The following is a 17,986-nucleotide window of genomic DNA, read 5'->3' on the forward strand; positions in this document are numbered from 1 at the left end:
CTGTTTTGATTTTGCTACAAAGAGCCCCTCACAAGGAGGGGCTAATCGAAGGTGATTCGCTCATGTTAGAAAATGAGATGGGCGACGCCCGCGATAACTGGGAGAGTAATCAGCGTGCGGAGAATAAAGATCGCAAACAGTTCGAAAATGTTCACTGGGATCTTACTGCCTAGAAGCAGAGCACCCACTTCAGACATGTAAATTAACTGGGTAACAGACATTGCCGCAATCACGAAACGTGTCATTTCGTTGTCGATAGAGGCTGCCAAAATGGCAGGGATAAACATATCCGCAAAGCCGACTACAATCGTTTCAGATGCAGCTGCGGCTTCCGGGATTTGTAACAGCTCTAAGAACGGAACGAATGGTTGGCCTAAGAAAGCGAATACTGATGTGTATTCGGCAATGACAAGCGCAATAGTACCCAAGCCCATCACGACTGGAAGCACGCCAAACACCATATCAACGGCATTACGCACACCTTCGCCGAAAACACTTTTCACGGATGTGACTTGGCTAGATTTTTTCAGCGCGAGTTCCATGCCCCAAGAAAATGTCGAGTGACCTTCAGGAATCGCATCTGCTTCAGCGTTGGGTTTCGTGCCATCAATAAATGTATCTTTCTTGCGGCTCAGTGGCGGCAGTCTTGGAATGATTACTGCTGCAACGAAACCTGCCAAACAAATAGCGCCGTAAAACGGTAAGAATAGGTGTTCCAGTTCTACCTGCGCGATCACAACCAAGCTAAACGTAATTGATACGGCAGAGAAAGTCGTACCCACAACAGCGGCTTCACGCTGCGTGTAAAACTTGCCTTCATACTGCTTACTGGTAAGTAGAATACCCACTGAACCATCGCCCAACCAAGAAGCCATACAGTCAATTGCGCTACGTCCTGGCAAGTTGAAAAGTGGTCGCATTACCTTACTTAGGAGCGTACCAAACAGCTCCAATAGACCGAAGTTGAGCAATAGAGGAAGCAATAGGCCTGCGAAGATAAAGACTGAAAATAACGTTGGAAGGAGCCCCTCTAACACCAAGCCGCCAGTGTTTTCTTCCCAAATGGCTTTAGGCCCAAATTGGAAGTAAGTCATTGCAACTGCTAGGCCACCAATCACTCGAACCGCTAGCCAAAGTGGAGATGGGTTAAACAAGCCATTTAAAAATGTGTTGTTAGCGATGAATGATGGGTTTTTGATGCGGCATAGCAAGGATGCCGTTGCCATGAAGACGATGATGCTTGTGATCATCCCAACAAGATAGTCTCCAAATAGGGCTTGAATGCTCTTTGCCAATACTGCGACCGGGATAGTGATATCCCCTTGGTAGCTAATAGGCGCCATGAACAGGAATAAGCCAATGATTGAAGGGATGAAAAACATCCAAAAGTTGCCTTTAGGTTTAGGCTGATTAATGGTTTGAGTATTATCTGACATTACATTTCTCGAGTTACTACTAGTCAATAGTATAGCCAGTCAATCTGGCATATATATTCACTAAACATCCATATTCGGTCAATTAGGCGCAAGGTTAGCGCCTTTTTATTTTCCTTGCAATACTATTCATTAATCATCGTTAAATATTCAACTTATAGTTTTGCTATGGAGCATGATAATGGATTTTTGTAATGTTATTGTTAATAAATTTGGGTTTTGATGTTATTTGTGATTTCGATCTTCTTGTGTGCGTTTTAACCACAAGTAACCCCAGTAGCTAAACGCGAGAAGTAGCGCGAAAGCGATCGGGGCCAGTAGCGCCGATATCGCATATACGGAAAAGAGTTTGGCCCCTACTATGCCCCCGGACAGGAAGCCCGAAAAGATAAACAAGAACAGCTTAGCTTTGCGATAGTCAAAATACTCGCCGCGTAAACGTGCGCCGATCATAATGCCGAGGTCGGTAATGATTCCAGTCATGTGTGTGGTACGGACCACAGCACCACTGAAGGTGGTAATCATTGCATTTTGTAATCCACATGCGGCAGAGGCAAAGTATTGGCCGCTAATGTGACCTTCTTTTAGCATCCAGTAGGCGATGAGTAGAAGCGCGCTTTCTATGCAGAGTGCGACGCCATAGCGACGTCCGAGTTTGAGTGCGGTCGACTCTATGAAAAGTCCGCTAAGCGTCGCGCCAAGTAGAAAGCTAAACAGGACCATAAACAGGTGAAACGTTTGGCTGTCAAACGCCTCGATACTGGTACCGAGTAGTGTTACCGTTCCAGAAATATGGGAGACGGCTTGGTGTTGGAATCCGAGCAATCCTATTGCATTGACAGCACCAGCGAGTAGTGCAAGTAGAAATGCTCCATATTCTACCCATTTTGGTAACTTAGATATCACAGTTCTGCCTCTTGAAACTAGGCGCTGATTATAGATCTACGCGGCAGCCAGCAACAGCAGTATCCATTGATCTTGCACAACATATCGGTTTAAAACCAAACGCTATTGGACGTGTTCCATCTGGCAATCAAATTTTACCCACTGATGCTGTCGTTCCTCATAAACTGAAAAACTGGGTAAAGGTAAATCCTGCTGATGAAAAACACCAACAGGCACTACCCAATCATCCGGACATGACGACAATGTGAGCAACATGGTGGTACTGCACTTCGGACAGAAGTAGTAGTGAACCTGATTGCCCGAATCGGCGATACGCACATAGCTCGCCATTTCTCCACTGTATTTCAGTTGCCCCTTCTTAAAGCGAGCTTGAACACCGAATACGCTACCTGTTCGCTTTTGGCATTCGAAGCAGTGACAAATGGATGTTCTTTCTGGGTCGCCATTACAGGTGAGAAAAACTTGTCCACAGCTGCATTCTGCGGTTCGAATCACTTTGTCGCTCTTCATGAGTTCTCCAATCCCCGCCAGTTTCTACTACTCATGTCACTATTTTTAGGTTAGTTAGTGAGAATCAGTCAAATGTGAAGGGCGCGTAATGTAACATGACTCACCTTTAAGAGCTGAAAGAGAGCAAAATGAAAAAGCGACGTCTCCCCATTCCACTTATCTTATTGATACCTATCGTTATGCTTATCATTGTGGCTGTTGCGGGCATCTATCGCTTCAGCTTGAGCGATGAAGATATTTTGGCTAAGTTTCCAAGCCAACAGCAAGCGGCGGATCCGATCCTTAAAGCCATTTTTGACTTGTCTACGCCAAACCCATGGACGGTTGAGGTGCCAAATACCCATGCGTTTAGTTTTATCAACCAGTACGATGAGGCCAATCAAGTTGCTTCAGGTAATTACGATGCAGGGGCGGAGCGTGGCTCGGTTTCAATCAACATTCAATGGCTAAGTCAACTTTCTGCGACCGATTATGTGTCTGCTTTGACGGTTTCGAATCAGGGGAGCGGAGTGTTCACGTATGCCGCGTACTTCTACTACGATAGAGCGCTAAAGCGTATGGTCCTTAGAGATAGTGAACTGTTGGGGGATCGAGTGGTGCTTCAATCCATCACACTTGAGCAAGAAAACATACGTTTTGAGTACTTATCTCACGGCGTCGATCAGTCGATGGCTCAAGTGCCAACAGCGTCAAACCATCGAGTTTTTGCCTTATCAAATAAAGGTAAATTTCAGCCAGCGGATTAAATCAAGTTGTAAATATGACCAAGGTTGCTTATTGTTTGAAATGGCCTTTATTTTATTGTTTGTTGTTAAGGGAGTGAAAGATGATCAATAAGCGCTATTTTAAAACCAAGGATGAAGTGGAAGTGACCTTTGAGTTGCCCGCTTCAGAGGTAGGTAAGACGGCATCGATTGTTGCCGATTTTCTCGGCTGGCAACCTGCTGAAATGAAAAAAGTCGTCAAGTCGAAGTCATACAAATTTAAGACTCGGCTACCAAAGGGCAGCGAGTTTGAATTTCGCTATCTCGTTGATAACGAGAAATGGGTGAACGATCCCCATGCTGATCAATATAAGCCCAATGGATTTGGTGAGGATAACGGCTTAATTACCACTTATCAGTAGCCTAAACAGTGAAACAACGTAAAGAGGTGCTTTCGAGCACCTCTTATTGATCTAACTTTGACATTCGATGGGTGACAAGGCACGGATAAATTCGTACTCTTAGCGCTTTCATAGAGTAGCAAAGGGTACAGTTGTGAGTGCGAAAATAATTAATACTCGCCTAAGTGAGCTTTCGAAAAGAAAGAAGTGGTCACTTCTCAGTCTGCCAATTTTGGCTATTGTCGTTGCATCTTCATTCAATGACAGCAACTCACTCACTCGTACAATTGATCTTTCCATTCCAGAGTCGCAAATTGTTTCCGATATTCTTCAAACCGAGCAAGAGATTGTCGACCTTCCTGACTATGAATACACCGTTCAGCCAGGCGATAACTTAAGCACGATTTTTGACCAACTCGGTTTTGGCTATAGCCAGTTAATGAATGTGATGGCGACCGACTTGAACTATCTCGCGTTAGATACTTTAAAGCCTGGCAACGTGTTGCGTTTTTGGAAAGGGGAGCATGATTCCATCCTCGAGAAAATGGAACTAGAGTTTAGCCTGGTTGAGAGCGCCGTTTATACACGCCTTGACGACGGCAGTTACAGTTTTGAAGATGTCAAAATTCCAGGACAGTGGGGCTCATTCGCCCTAGTTGGTGACATTAGAGGCAGTTTTTCCCAGTCTGCCTATTCGCTGGGGTTGAGTAGCAATGAGATCAGTCAGGTGGTAAGCCTGCTAAAAGAGAAAATTAACTTCTCGAGAGATCTGCGTGCGGGTGACAAGTTTGAAGTGGTTCAATCAAAACAGTTTGTTGATGGTGTCTTTACTGGCAATCGTGAGCTTCAAGCGGTGAAGATCGTGAATCGAGGCAGAGAACTGACGGCTTATCTCCACACTGATGGACAGTATTACGACAAAAACGGTGAAAGTTTGCAGCGCGCGTTTCAGCGTAAGCCTGTCAATGGCCGATACCGTTTGAGCTCGCATTTCAATCCGCATCGTAAACATCCGGTTACTGGACGTGTCTCGCCGCACAATGGTACCGACTGGGCAACGCCAACCGGAACACCAATTGTGTCGACAGGGGATGGTGTAGTAATCATGACTCGCAAGCACCCCTACGCGGGTAATTATGTTGTGATTCAACATGGCAGCCGATACAAAACACGTTATTTGCATTTGAGTAAGATTCTTGTTCGTAAAGGGCAGAAAGTGTCTAGAGGTCAACGCATTGGCCTGTCAGGTGCGACAGGGCGAGTGACGGGACCGCATATACACTATGAATTGCTTGATCGCGGGCGAGCAGTTAACGCGATGAAGGCAAACATTCCGATGGCGAGCTCTGTACCCAAGAAAGAAATGGCAGCCTTTAAACAGCGTCGTGATGAGCTAAATGCCATGCTCAAAGAGCAAGAAAGATCGCTTGCCAACGTAAGCGACTCTAACCAAGCGGGTTAATTGAGAGACAGAAAAAAGGCGGCTATCTTAGCCGCCTTTCTACTTTTTAGTGGTCGCTACTGGCTGACTTTACCCAGTTTAAGCCACGTGTCGATCACCGTATCTGGATTGAGAGATACTGAGCTTATTCCTTGCGCCATTAACCACTCTGCAAGGTCTTCATGGTCTGATGGCCCTTGACCACAGATACCGACGTATTTACCTGCTTTTGTCGCGGCATCAATCGCCATTTTAAGCATCGCTTTTACGGCTGGGTTGCGCTCATCAAAGAGATGGGCAACGTCACCAGAGTCACGATCAAGACCCAGCGTCAGCTGCGTCATGTCATTCGAACCGATTGAGAAGCCATCAAAGTACTTCAAGAACTCATCAGCAAGCACCGCGTTAGACGGCAGCTCACACATCATGATGACTTTAAGACCTTGATCGCCACGGCGCAGATCGAATTTTGCCAGAAGGTCGATAACCGATGCTGCTTCGCTTGGTGTACGCACGAATGGGATCATCACTTCAACGTTCTTCAGCCCCATTTCATTTCGTACGCGTTTGATTGCCTGAGTTTCTAGTTCGAAACAGTCTTCAAACACAGGTGAAATGTAGCGAGAGGCACCACGGAAGCCCAGCATAGGGTTCTCTTCATGTGGTTCGTAACCTTTACCGCCGACCAAGTTGCTGTACTCGTTCGATTTAAAATCAGACATACGCACGATAACGCGTTTTGGCCAGAAAGCAGACGCGATGGTCGCAATGCCTTCGGTTAGCTTGCTCACGTAGAAATCGATTGGATCTTTGTAGCCACGGATACGCTCAGTGATTTCAGCTTTTAGCTCATCGCTTTGCGCATCGAAGTTCAACAGCGCTTTCGGGTGAATACCAATCATCTTGTTGATGATGAATTCAAGACGCGCAAGTCCGACACCCTCATTTGGAATCTGAGCGAAGTCGAATGCGCGGTCTGGGTTACCCACGTTCATCATCACTTTGGTTGGCAGCAGTGGAAGCTCATCGACTGCAGAACGTTTGATTTCGAAATCCAGCTCGCCTTGGTAAACGTAGCCTGTTTCACCTTCAGAACATGAAACGGTTACGGTTTCACCGTCGGTTAGCTTGCTGGTGGCGTCACCACAACCTACGATTGCAGGAATGCCAAGCTCACGTGCGATGATTGCTGCGTGACAAGTACGCCCGCCACGGTTAGTAACAATCGCAGACGCTTTTTTCATCACTGGCTCCCAGTCAGGGTCAGTCATATCTGTGACTAGCACGTCACCATCTTGAACCAGTGACATTTGGTCCAGAGAATCCACCAAACGTACCGGACCTTTACCGATGCGTTGACCGATTGCACGACCTTCAACCAATACATCTGCTTTGTTGCTGAGCTCGTAACGCTCAATCACGTTTTGCTCGCTTTGAGAGCAGACTGTCTCTGGGCGTGCCTGTACGATGTAGAGGTTACCGTCAATGCCATCTTTTGCCCACTCAATATCCATCGGACGCTGGTAATGCTTCTCGATGATCATCGCTTGTTTTGCTAGCTCTTTGATCTCGTCATCGTTTAGAGAGAAGGCGTTGCGCTCTTCTACCGAGGTGTCGATGATCTCCACTTGTTTGCCGATCTCTTGGCTGTTTGAGTAGATCATTTTGATCTGCTTAGAGCCGAAAGTCTTTTTAACAATTGGGTGCTGACCTGCTTCTAGCATTGGCTTGTGAACGTAGAATTCATCAGGGTTAACCGCACCTTGAACCACCATTTCACCTAAGCCCCAAGAAGAGGTGATGAACACCACTTGGTCGAAGCCAGACTCTGTATCGAGTGTGAACATGACGCCCGATGACGCTTTATCTGAACGAACCATACGCTGAATGCCCGCAGACAGTGCGATGCCACGGTGGTCAAACCCTTGGTGTACTCGATATGAGATTGCACGGTCGTTGAACAACGACGCATAGACGTGTTTGGTTGCTTCCAAAACAGCATCGATGCCTTTTACGTTGAGGAAGGTTTCCTGTTGACCAGCAAACGACGCGTCTGGAAGATCTTCGGCGGTCGCTGATGAGCGGACGGCAACAGACACCTCAGGGTGGTTGTCGGTCAGCTCTTGATAGTTGTCACGGATGTCTTGTTCGAGATCCGCAGGGAAGGGGGCTTCTAAAACCCATTGACGAATGGTGGCACCTGTCTTGCGCAGGGCTTCAACATCATCAACGTCCAATTCATCAAGTAATTGATGGATACGCTCATCCAAGCCTTCAAAATCAAGGAATTGATTGAAAGCGAACGATGTGGTTGCAAAGCCGTTGGGTACTGATACACCAGCATTGGAAAGATTAGAGACCATCTCACCAAGTGAAGCGTTCTTACCGCCGACCTTATCAACATCATCCATGGATAGGCTATTGAACCAGAGGGTGTTCTTTTGCATGTCTTTCTCCAGAAACATTGCAGCTTGTAGGGAAGAGGCAAACGATTACGTATTGGCTTAAAAAAATTCTTAACAAATTTTCAAAGCTGTGGGGAACATAATAGTCAGCCGGGTTTTATTATCGATATTATGGTTACCATCCTACTCAAAAGAATTTTAAAGTTTAAATAAAACATGCAAATTGATAGTCAAAGTCGTGATGTGTTCTATGTTTCTGATGGAACGGCCATAACATGTGAAACCTTAGGGCATGTTGTTCTGGGACAATTTCCGTTTAGAGCGAATGAAAAAACCTTTCCATTTGTAGAAAGTGAAGACAAATTGTCGGACTTACTTAAAGAGATCGACATTTCCTACCGTCAAAACGGCGTGAAGCCGTTGGTGTTTTTCTCTATTGTGATTCCTGAGATTCGTCAATCACTGTTGGATGCGCCCGCATACTGTTATGACGTACTCGAAAGCATCGTTCAAAAAGTGCAAGACGACATTCAGCTCAAACCTAAGCCAAAATTGCAGCGTTCGCGAAGTGTAGGCAAAGACTCGGACACCTACTTTGACCGAATTGCCGCCATTGAATACACCTTGGCGCACGATGATGGCATCACGCTCAAAGGCTTGGAGCAAGCTGATATCATTCTGCTTGGGGTGTCGCGCAGTGGCAAAACACCCACCAGTTTGTACATGGCGATGCAGTTTGGTTTGCGTGTCGTAAACTACCCATTTATCGAGGAAGACATAAAGCGCTTACGCTTGCTTCCTGAGTTCGAAATTCATCGCCATAAGCTTTTTGGTTTAACCATCAATCCAGAGCGCCTCACTGAGATCCGGGAGAACCGTTTGGCGGGCAGTGATTATGCGAGCACGGAGCAATGCTTAACTGAGCTGGCGAGTGTCGAAGCGCTGTTTCGCAGAGAAGCGATCCCCTACATCAACACCAGTTCACTTTCGGTGGAGGAGATCTCGACGCGAATCCTTGAAAAAGCAGGACTACGTCGCCGACTGCTGTGATTGAGACTTACTGATATCTGACCATGGCTCGGCTGAGAGCTTCTTGAAGTGCCACCGCATCGGGAAAATGCTTGGATATCAGCATGTAAAACTTATGTTTTTCCATGTCTGGGATGGGCATTGCAACAATGTCGTCCTGAACATAGTTGATGCCCCAAACGTTATTCATGCCATCAAGAATTTCGTACCATGAGATAAACACATCGCAGTTGAGACTGTGGAGTTCGGTAACGGCCTCAAAAATACTGACCGAGAATTGATTCACATTGTCGAGTTTAAAATCAGAGTAGTTGTAACCGTGAATGCCGCACACGATGTATGGCTCTAAGTCGTACACAGATGTGATATCCAAGCCATTCGGGAATCGCTTGGTCGAGTACAGATAGTAAGGCGTAATATCGTAATACCAAGTGGTGTAGAGATAGTCTTGTGCCCGTTCCTCACTGTAGGAAGCGCTGACAGCAATTTGATAGTCGCCATCTTTTGTTCCTTTGAGGCAGCGACTCCAAGACGTCATGGTGATATCGAAACCATACCCTAGTTCCGAAAGCAGTTCGTCGAGTATGTCGATATCCCTTCCTTTTACGACGTCACCATCAATGTAGGTGTAAGGTGGCCAGTCAATGGCGTCACCGCACACTTGAAGTGTCGGATGCTCGCCATCTAAGTTGGCGTGTGCCTGGAAAGCAAACCCAAGTAACATCACAACCCAGCTTTGCAGCCAACCATTTTTCATACTGAACAACTCCCTTGCTCTGTCTCCTGTTTGAGTATAGACAAGGGCGGTACGGCGTCCACCAACTTTAGATGACCGCGAGTTAATGAGCGGGATAAACCACAGGGAAGTTCAGCGATGGGTGTTTAGCAACTATCGAACGGTATCCGTAGACCTGTTCTATATTTTCTGGAGTCAGCGCTTGCCATGGCGCCGCATCAGTGACTAGTTTTCCCTTGTGAAGCAGAACGATACGGTCGGAGTATTGAGCGGCAAGATTAAGATCATGCAATACCACGACCACCGCAGTCTGCTCTTTATCGGCCAAGTCACGGGCGATCTTCAAGGTGTTGTGTTGGTGAGCGAGATCCAGAGCAGACGTCGGCTCATCCAGCATGAGAATCTTCTGCTCTTCTGACTTGTCCAATTGAACCAAGACACGCGCAAGGTGCAAACGCTGCTTTTCTCCACCCGACAACGAAGGGTAGAGTCGGTCAGCGAGGTGTGCCACTTCCGTCATTTGCATGTATCTTTGAGCAAGGGCCTTGCATTCCTGATTGGGTACATCCAGTGGAATTGCACCTAGCTCTACAACCTCGTGAGCTAAGAACGGGAAGCTCAAGGTACTATGTTGAGGCAGCATACCTAAATGACGTGCGAGCTGTTTTGGCTGCCAATCTTGCTTGTGCTCACCAAAGTACTCAATGTGATTTGTGGAAGGAATCTCGCCGCATAACAGCTTCAGCAGCGTACTTTTCCCCGCGCCGTTTGGGCCAAGGAGCGCAGTCACTTCTCCTGCATGAATATCAATATTAATATCGTCAAGCACGGAATGCTGGCCAAATTTCATCGAGATATGACGGCCAGACAAAACGACGTTTTTCATCAAAGGATTCTTCCTTTTTGTTTAAATAGCAGGAACATAAAGAAGGGAGCACCAATGATCGCAGTGACAATGCCGACCGGGAGTTCTGCAGGCGCAACCGCCACACGCGAATACATATCGGCGAGAGTTAACAGCAGAGCGCCCATTAACGCCGAAATCGGCAGTAAAGAGCGATGGTCTGGACCTGATAGCATGCGGCCAAGGTGAGGAATGACAAGGCCAATGAAGCCGATCATACCTGAGACACTCACCGTTACACCGACGCCAATGGCCGTCAAGAGAATCAGTTGGCGCTTTAGTGACTGAACAGGGATGCCCAAATGATTGGCTTCTGCTTCGCCGAGCAACAACGCATTAAGTGCCATCGACTTACGCATGAATATGATCATCAGGGCGATGAGTGTCACCGCACACAAGAGGATACTGTTCCAGTTTGCACCCGCTAATGAGCCCATTGACCAAAGGCTCAGATCGCGCAGCATCTGATCGCTGGCGATAAAGTTCATGTAGCCAATACCCGCCCCTGAGAGCGCACTGATCGCAACTCCAGCCAGTAACATAATCGTGACCGAGGTACCCATTTTGCTCGTCCCAAGTTTGTATACCAACAGGGTCGTGATAGATCCGCCAAGAAATGCAAATAACGGAACCGCAGCCAATGTCATAAATTGAGGGTATTGAGAAGCAAGTTCGGCAAACATCACGATTGCGAACGCCGCACCAAGTGACGCCCCCGCTGAAACCCCAATGATTCCTGGCTCAGCGAGTGGGTTGCGAAACAGCCCTTGCATTACGGTGCCGCAGACCGCGAGGATAGCCCCGACTAACATACAGAGTAGCGTTCTTGGGAAACGAATTTCGTGAATAACTAAGTTGATGTGCGGAGCTAACTCGTTGGTTTGGTTGAGTAAACCACGCATACTGTCCATAAAGCTGATCGACATCGGGCCGACGGAAACGGAGCTAACAGCAGTGACACCGAGCGCAAGCGCAAAAATAAGCAGACTAGCGGAAAGAGGAAGACGACGTAACAACATATCCGATTGACTCTAGTTGAGTAGCTTGCTTAAGCGCTCTGCCTCAGAGAGACTTTTGAGCCCTAGTCCACCGACAAGCGCGTGTCCATTCACTTTGATAATACGTTTGTTTTTGCCTGCGGGTGTCGCCGCTAAGAGGGGCATCTTGCTAAGAATCTGCTCTGCGCCACCCATTTTGTCGTAGCTACGACCGCTAACTAAAATGACATCAGGTTGCATCTCGACCATGGCTTCCGTCGACATTGGTTTGTATGAGGTAAGCTGCTCTGCGGCTGGATTGATGCCACCAGCGAGCTCAATAATCGCATTGGGCGTCGTATCCTTGCCTGCCACATTTGCCGGACGACCTTCGTGAATCAGCAAGAAGAGAACTTTTTTACCCACCTCAGGTTGATTCGCCTCGAGCGTTTCAATCTGCTGGTTAACTTGACGCTTCAATTTTTCTGCTTGTTGCTCGGCACCAGTAATGAGTGCGATTTCATCAATGCGTTCCAATAAACCCGTTGGTGTCGCTTTCGTGTTGACCACATCGACTTTTACGCCCGCCGATTTTAGTTGTGCTAGGGTTGTGTCTGGCCCCATTTCATCAGAACCAATCAATCGATTTGCGCCAAGAGCGAGCAGACCCTCAGCCGATAAGCGGCGATGGTAGCCAATTTTTGGCAGCTCCAGATCCTTAGGTAGTGCGCTGGTAACATCTACTGCGACCAACTTGTCTTGCTGCTCTAGAGCAAAAATGATTTCAGTCACCGCACTGCCTGCGCTGATAATGCGTTCACTGGCGTTCGTATAGGTCGCACAAAAGGTAAGGCTCAGAGCCGCGACGGTTTTAAGGATGTTTTTTTTCATAATGAGCTCAGTTTTCAGGTTGTTCTGTCAATAACTGTGTAGCTTGAATGCCATTCTCTTGCAGGAAGGCGAGCAATTTGACCAAATGCTGAACATCGGCGGTTTTCTCTGCACCGATTACGATTGGTTTTTTATCTGACTTGTATTGCTCGAGCAGCGCGAGTTTGAAGTTCTCCCAATCGATGTACTCTTTGCTGTCGATTGCCCAGTACGGTTCTTCAGCCAGTAAATTGACCGTAATGGATTTGCTATCCACCTCAGACACGGCTTGTGAGTCGGTCGTGGGTAAGTCAACTTCCAATGAATCCAACTTCACTGCGGCCGTCAGCATCAAAAACACCATCACAATGAAAATGATGTCGAGCAACGGGGTCAGATCTGGGGTGAGACCGAAGCGGTTTTCATCCTGTTTGACCTTAATCATGCTTTCGCCTCAGATGGCTGGATCTGTTTAGGCGCACTCTCAATATTATGAATTGCGCGCTCAGGGGAGACATGTTGCAAGCTAATGCCTTCAAGCCAAAGGTTGACGTAATTGAGCGTATGTTCGAGTTTCGCCATCACTTTGTCTGCCCAAAGGCCAAGCAGCTGAGCGCCAGCAATGGCAGGCAGAGCAATCAATAAACCTGCGGCAGTGGTACGCATCGCCAAGCCTAAACCATCGGCTAAATCATTTGGCGTGATGTTCCCAGTGGATGCGGCTACGCCTTTAAACATCTCAATCAAGCCCAATACCGTGCCCAACAGACCGATGAGTGGACTGATCACACCGATCAAGGTCAGCAGACGTAATCCAGAGTTGAGCTGGTGGCGTTTCTCTTGTAACCACATACCTGCCGCATCTTCACGAAGAGACTTAGAAAACGAGTGGTGAGCAAGAAGCATCGCCACGCCTTTGTAGAGCAGAGGTCGTCTTGGCGAGAGTTTTTCTGCGAGCTGTTCGATCTGCTGTCCGTTGGTTGGTGAAATCGTTTTAAGTTCGGAGCGTATCGCTCGTTTGCCTACGCCCAAACTGATGATGACTTGAAAGAGGCGCTCGGTAATGATCATCACAGTGAGTGCTGAGCAAATAATCAGTGGCCATGCCATCAAGCCAAGTTGTTGTTGTATTGTGTGTAATTGTTCCATGGTTAATCCAACTTAAAACGTACTGGGATTTCTACTCGATGTGCCACCGTTTTTCCGCCCACAGTGTGAGGAGAAAATTTCCACTTCTTGATTGCATCGAGTGCTGCTTTATCGAGTATGGTTGCGCCCGATGAAGAAATAAGCACTTGTTTGACTTGGTTGCCATTTTCATCGAGCCAAATCTCGTACTTAGCGACCCCTTCAATGCCGCGCTTTTGAGCAATGCGCGGGTATTTTGGTGGGCGCGGTTTCGTCAAAAATGAAGGGCGCTCTACCAAAACAGGGTTTTCTGTTGCACCAGGTCGAGAAGCGGCGTCACTCTTGACTTCTTTGCTTGCTGGCTTGTTCTCTTCAACCTTCTTCGCCACCTTTTCTTCAACAACCGGTTTCGGCTGTTCTTCTTTTGGTGTGTCTTTTTTCACCGGCGTCGGCTTTTTAGGCGGCGCTTTTTTAACTTCAGGCTTCTTTTTGACCGGTTTAGGTTTTTCTTTTTTAACCGCCTTTTTAGGCTTTTCGATCGGCGCCTTCTCTACCGCTTTCTTTACTGGTGGAGGTTCGACAGGCGGCGGAGGCTCAACAGCCTTTTCGACAGGAGGCATTTCTTGAGGCTCAGACGGCGCAGCTTGTTCGACTTTAGGGCTAGGCGTCGGCGCAAATTTTAAAGACACAGTGGGTGTATCTGATCCCGTTGGCATCGCAAACGATTTTGATTCATGGGCGACAAACAGGAACGCCGCATGTATTGCTAATGATACGCCTCCTGCTATCGAGTATCGCTTCAGATTCACCTTGCCCTCACATCATGTTGTTCTCATAAAATGGAACAGGATTATTACTTACAACGCAAATAAGATCAATTATCAATTGCATTATCATTATCGCCAATTTAAGATTGCACGCAGTTTTTTACAACATCGACGCGAAGCTAGGGACGACAAGCGTTGAGAGAGTTATTAGATGTTAGATATTGATAAATTTGACGAATCAATCACGGGGGTGAACTCTCCTGATCCTCTCCGTTATGCGTTCCCTCAAAAAACATCGGCACATGCCGGTGGTATGGCGGCGCCAATTCCTCCTGAGCAAAAAGCGCATACTCTAAATCGACTGTTGCAACAACCCGGTTCCAAGCATCAAAAGCGCTGCTTGTACATCCACATTCCTTTTTGTCGAGTGCGTTGTACGTTCTGCAACTTTTTTCAAAATGCGGCCAGTCGAAAACTGGTTGATGACTATTTTGAGGCTCTGATGGTCGAGATTGACCAAAAAGCCGCTCAACCATGGACTCAGACCGGCGTGTTTCATGCTGTCTATATTGGAGGCGGGACACCTACAGATCTTTCTCCTCAGCAGGTTGAGCGTTTAGGGAAAGCGATTCAGCGTTCGTTTCCGTTATCGACCGACTGCGAAATCACGCTAGAAGGGCGTATCAATCGATTTAGCGATGAAATGTTTGAGCGCGCCCTTGAAGGTGGTTTTAATCGCTTCTCTTTTGGTATTCAAAGCTTCAATACGCAAGTCCGTCGAAGTGCCAAACGTTTAGACGACCGAGAAGATGTTATGGAGCGCGTCGCGTCTTTAAGTGCAACGCAGCAAGCGCCGATCATTGTCGATCTGCTGTATGGCTTGCCCTATCAGACGGCGGAAGTTTTCGAGCAAGATCTTATCGACTTTATGGCGACTGGCGCTCATGGGCTTGATTTGTATCAGTTAGTTGTTGGAGGAGGCGCGCCGATGATCAACTTGGTCGACAAAGGCAAGATTCCGGCTCCAGCGACCACGATCGAAAAAGCGAGTATGTATGAGTTGGGCAGCCAATTTATGGATCAACACCACCTTCGTCGACTCAGCGTGAATCATTGGGCTCGGGATAACAGAGAGCGAAGCCAATACAACAGTCTCGCGAAAACGTATGCAGAAGTGCTGCCAATTGGCTGTGGTGCTGGAGGCAATATCGGCGGGTACGGGATGATGAACCACCGCACACTCGAAACGTATATGAGTGCCATGAAGTCCGGTGATTCAACCGTTGCCATGATGACCAAGCAGCACGCATTAGAGCCGCTGTTTTCAGCACTGAAGTCCGGGTTTGATCATGGCGTAGTGCGCCGAGATGCTCTGCCTTCATTTATTGGTCAATCAAGTTTTGATCTGCTGTTACCACTTTTTGAGGTTTGGCAGCAGCGCGGCCTTGTTACGGTCGATGAACAATACTTGGTATTGACTCTTGCCGGCCGCTTTTGGGCGGTCTCTCTCGCTCAAGCAAGTATTCAAGTATTACAGAAAACTTACCAAGAACAGGCTGCTTTACAACCAGCAGTATCGTTATAAGTGGATATTATGGAAACAATCAAACAACAAGTGGCTCAACTGATTGAGCAAGAGCCAACACTGCTCCCAGCTGCGATTGCTGAGCGTTTAGCCATCTCTGAATACCAAGCGGTTGAGGCGCTACCGGACGAAATGGTGGCGTTGGCGCCAGGGGAGCAAGCTCAAACCATACTTGAGCAACTGGTCGGTTTTGGACCAGTGACAACGATCGTTCACTCTTTCGGGTCTATTTTTGAAGTCAAAGCGCCATTTCCAAAAGGAAAGGTTGCACGCGGCTATTACAACTTGATGGGACGTGAAGGTGAGTTGCATGGCCATCTCAAACTGGACAACGTGAAAAACATCGCGCTAGTCAGCAAGCCATTCATGGGGCGAGAAAGCCACTACTTTGGGTTCTTTTGCTCTCAAGGAAACAATATTTTCAAAGTTTACCTAGGGCGTAATGAAAAACGCGAACTGATCACTGAGCAAGTTGAGCAGTTTAAGCAGTGGCAACAAGCGCTAAGAAAATAGTCATATTATTATTAAAAACAGCTGAGGCGATAGCCATCTCTCTCAGTAGATAGAAGTCAGGAGTCAACAATGGATCAACAAGTAAAACAAGAGCGTCTGCAAGGTCGACTGGGGCCAGAAATTCAGGAGTTTCGCCAAGAACGTCGTACGCTACAATTGGCGACCGTTGATGAACAGGGTCGACCAAATGTCAGCTATGCCCCTTTTGTTCAAAATCAGGATGGATATTTTGTGCTGATCTCGGAAATTGCCCGTCATGCGCGCAACTTACAAGTCAACCCAAGCGTTTCTATTATGATGATTGAGGATGAAGAGAGCTCAAAGCAACTCTTTGCTCGTAAACGCCTCACATTTGATGCCGTTGCTAGCGTTGTTGAACGAGATTCAGAGCAGTGGCAACAAGTGATCAAACAGATGCAACAACGGTTCGGTGAAATTATTGATGGCTTAAGCCAACTGCAAGATTTTGTTCTGTTCAACATGAAGCCAGAGCAAGGCTTGTTTGTAAAAGGATTTGGTCAAGCGTACCAAGTTTCAGGCGATGATCTCGTGGATTTTGTTCATCTACAAGATGGGCACAAAAAAGTCTCCAACGCTTAAGTGTCTATCCATACCGGCTAGCTGACAACAAAGGGGCGCTTAGCCCCTTTTCAGACTCCCCCGCGGCTTGGCTCTTAACTTAGAGCTTGCGGATTGGCGATATTTTCCGGGGTGCCTGCCGAGAATTTCACGACGTTTTCAAATGCCCATTGGAAATAAAGCTCGTAGCTATTTCTTTCTACATATCCGAGATGGGGCGTTGCCACCACATTAGGCAGGGTTAGCAGCGGCTCACTGTGCTCATTGGCGGGTTCTTGTTCAAACACATCGATTGCCGCCAGCTTTGTCGGGTGCTTAACCAAGGTTTGATAGAGCGCGTTGGGGGCGATAAGCTCCGCTCGACTGATGTTGACGATCATAGAGTCCGCCCTCATAGCGTCAAGATCAAGCTGAGTGACAATATGCCGAGTCGCCTCATTCAATCTTAGGTTCAGTGAAATGACATCGCATTGGCTAAAAAACGCCTGCTTGCTTTCTGCGGCGCGATAACCGGATCTAACCGCCTTTTCCCTTGATGCCTCGCTACCCCAAACTACCACATCCATCTCAAACGCGTGGGCGTACTTAGCGAGTCGTTGGCCAATCTTGCCAAATCCCCAAATGCCCATCGTTTTGCCGTGTAAGGTGGTTCCAAGTCCAAGTACGCCAGATTGTTGCCACTGTCCGCGCTTAAAGTTACCTATGTAGTTGGGTAAGCGCCGAGCCGCTGCCATGATTAGTGCCCACGCGAGTTCAGAAGGCGCTATAGGGGAGCCGACACCCTCTGCGACCGCAACGTGATGGCGAGTGCAATCGTCTAGATTGAGGTGGTTACTGATTTTCCCTGTTTGACTGATGAGCTTTAGATTGGGCAGACGCGATAGAAGTTCATCCGTGATGACGGTGCGTTCACGAATCAGGATGATGGCATCGAACGCTTCGAGCCTGTCTACGAGTGCGTCGATATCATTTAGCGTATCAGTAAACACCGTAACATCATGCTCCTTAAGCATTGTGAAGTTACTGAGGTGCCTTACTTGGTCTTGGTAATCGTCTAAAATTGCGATTTTCAATGGGCTGTCCTTATTTTCAACTGAC

The 17,986-nt window shown here is 47.5% G+C and carries 19 protein-coding genes; 7 read left to right on the forward strand and 12 right to left on the reverse strand.

Annotated features, from left to right (window positions below):
- Positions 1–65 precede the first annotated feature (65 nt).
- The 3 genes from ACUALS_RS15440 to ACUALS_RS15450 form a co-directional block, all read right to left on the reverse strand.
- Positions 66–1,436, reverse strand: coding sequence for a YjiH family protein (locus ACUALS_RS15440; protein WP_005469926.1), 1,371 nt, complete (start codon positions 1,434–1,436; stop codon positions 66–68).
- A 222-nt stretch (positions 1,437–1,658) separates the two neighbouring features.
- Entirely contained in the window at positions 1,659–2,339 is a 681-nt protein-coding gene (locus ACUALS_RS15445; protein ID WP_454449768.1) for a YoaK family protein, read from the reverse strand.
- A gap of 102 nt (positions 2,340–2,441) precedes the next feature.
- The gene (locus ACUALS_RS15450) at positions 2,442–2,849 is read right to left on the reverse strand and encodes a GFA family protein (protein WP_331399031.1); all 408 of its coding nucleotides are present in this window, start codon (positions 2,847–2,849) and stop codon (positions 2,442–2,444) included.
- Between the two features lie 128 nt (positions 2,850–2,977).
- On the opposite strand from ACUALS_RS15450, the gene ACUALS_RS15455 reads away from it, so the two are divergent.
- The 3 genes from ACUALS_RS15455 (at position 2,978) to ACUALS_RS15465 (ending at position 5,416) form a co-directional block, all read left to right on the forward strand.
- A complete protein-coding gene (locus tag ACUALS_RS15455) occupies positions 2,978–3,595 on the forward strand; it encodes a hypothetical protein (RefSeq protein WP_454449769.1) in 618 nt (205 codons plus the stop codon).
- An 80-nt stretch (positions 3,596–3,675) separates the two neighbouring features.
- Positions 3,676–3,975 carry an isoamylase early set domain-containing protein gene (locus ACUALS_RS15460; RefSeq protein ID WP_005470189.1) on the forward strand — a complete coding sequence of 100 codons (300 nt, stop codon included), beginning with the start codon at positions 3,676–3,678 and terminating at the stop codon, positions 3,973–3,975.
- A 133-nt stretch (positions 3,976–4,108) separates the two neighbouring features.
- Positions 4,109–5,416 carry a peptidoglycan DD-metalloendopeptidase family protein gene (locus ACUALS_RS15465; RefSeq protein ID WP_454449770.1) on the forward strand — a complete coding sequence of 436 codons (1,308 nt, stop codon included), beginning with the start codon at positions 4,109–4,111 and terminating at the stop codon, positions 5,414–5,416.
- A gap of 56 nt (positions 5,417–5,472) precedes the next feature.
- On the opposite strand, the gene ppsA is transcribed toward ACUALS_RS15465, so the two are convergent.
- Complete coding sequence (gene ppsA, locus ACUALS_RS15470) at positions 5,473–7,842, reverse strand: phosphoenolpyruvate synthase (protein ID WP_038188301.1); 2,370 nt, start codon at positions 7,840–7,842, stop codon at positions 5,473–5,475.
- A 174-nt stretch (positions 7,843–8,016) separates the two neighbouring features.
- Here ppsA and ppsR point away from each other — a divergent pair, with 174 nt between their 5' ends.
- On the forward strand, positions 8,017–8,850 hold the full coding sequence (gene ppsR / locus ACUALS_RS15475) for a posphoenolpyruvate synthetase regulatory kinase/phosphorylase PpsR (RefSeq protein WP_038135183.1): 834 nt from the start codon (positions 8,017–8,019) through the stop codon (positions 8,848–8,850).
- A 7-nt stretch (positions 8,851–8,857) separates the two neighbouring features.
- On the opposite strand, the gene ACUALS_RS15480 is transcribed toward ppsR, so the two are convergent.
- From ACUALS_RS15480 to ACUALS_RS15510, 7 genes are all read right to left on the reverse strand, one after another.
- Entirely contained in the window at positions 8,858–9,586 is a 729-nt protein-coding gene (locus tag ACUALS_RS15480) for a substrate-binding periplasmic protein (RefSeq protein WP_454449771.1), read from the reverse strand.
- Between the two features lie 82 nt (positions 9,587–9,668).
- On the reverse strand, positions 9,669–10,451 hold the full coding sequence (locus ACUALS_RS15485) for a heme ABC transporter ATP-binding protein (RefSeq protein ID WP_454449772.1): 783 nt from the start codon (positions 10,449–10,451) through the stop codon (positions 9,669–9,671).
- Positions 10,451–11,488, reverse strand: a complete 1,038-nt coding sequence (locus ACUALS_RS15490; protein WP_454449773.1) for a FecCD family ABC transporter permease — start codon at positions 11,486–11,488, stop codon at positions 10,451–10,453. Before ACUALS_RS15490 ends, ACUALS_RS15485 begins: the two co-directional genes overlap by 1 nt.
- Positions 11,489–11,500: 12 nt before the next feature.
- Complete coding sequence (locus tag ACUALS_RS15495) at positions 11,501–12,337, reverse strand: heme/hemin ABC transporter substrate-binding protein (protein ID WP_454449774.1); 837 nt, start codon at positions 12,335–12,337, stop codon at positions 11,501–11,503.
- 7 nt (positions 12,338–12,344) lie between these two features.
- Positions 12,345–12,761: an ExbD/TolR family protein gene (locus ACUALS_RS15500; RefSeq protein WP_039481306.1), complete on the reverse strand. Its 417-nt coding sequence runs from the start codon at positions 12,759–12,761 to the stop codon at positions 12,345–12,347.
- On the reverse strand, positions 12,758–13,465 hold the full coding sequence (locus ACUALS_RS15505; protein WP_005469941.1) for a MotA/TolQ/ExbB proton channel family protein: 708 nt from the start codon (positions 13,463–13,465) through the stop codon (positions 12,758–12,760). The genes ACUALS_RS15500 and ACUALS_RS15505 overlap by 4 nt, the downstream gene beginning before the upstream one ends.
- Positions 13,466–13,467: 2 nt before the next feature.
- Complete coding sequence (locus tag ACUALS_RS15510; protein WP_454449775.1) at positions 13,468–14,253, reverse strand: energy transducer TonB; 786 nt, start codon at positions 14,251–14,253, stop codon at positions 13,468–13,470.
- Positions 14,254–14,422: 169 nt separating this feature from the next.
- Between ACUALS_RS15510 and hutW the strand changes: the two genes are divergently transcribed.
- The 3 genes from hutW to hutZ all read left to right on the forward strand — a co-directional run bounded on the left by hutW (position 14,423) and on the right by hutZ (position 16,909).
- Entirely contained in the window at positions 14,423–15,796 is a 1,374-nt protein-coding gene (gene hutW / locus ACUALS_RS15515; protein ID WP_454449776.1) for a heme anaerobic degradation radical SAM methyltransferase ChuW/HutW, read from the forward strand.
- Between the two features lie 9 nt (positions 15,797–15,805).
- Positions 15,806–16,309: a heme utilization cystosolic carrier protein HutX gene (hutX, locus tag ACUALS_RS15520; RefSeq protein ID WP_038135164.1), complete on the forward strand. Its 504-nt coding sequence runs from the start codon at positions 15,806–15,808 to the stop codon at positions 16,307–16,309.
- A 69-nt stretch (positions 16,310–16,378) separates the two neighbouring features.
- Positions 16,379–16,909 carry a heme utilization protein HutZ gene (gene hutZ / locus ACUALS_RS15525; RefSeq protein ID WP_038135162.1) on the forward strand — a complete coding sequence of 177 codons (531 nt, stop codon included), beginning with the start codon at positions 16,379–16,381 and terminating at the stop codon, positions 16,907–16,909.
- Positions 16,910–16,983: 74 nt separating this feature from the next.
- Here hutZ and ACUALS_RS15530 read toward each other — a convergent pair whose 3' ends face one another.
- The gene (locus ACUALS_RS15530; protein ID WP_454449777.1) at positions 16,984–17,961 is read right to left on the reverse strand and encodes a D-2-hydroxyacid dehydrogenase family protein; all 978 of its coding nucleotides are present in this window, start codon (positions 17,959–17,961) and stop codon (positions 16,984–16,986) included.
- Positions 17,962–17,986 lie beyond the last annotated feature (25 nt).

This window comes from Vibrio sp. NH-7 (assembly GCF_053643215.1).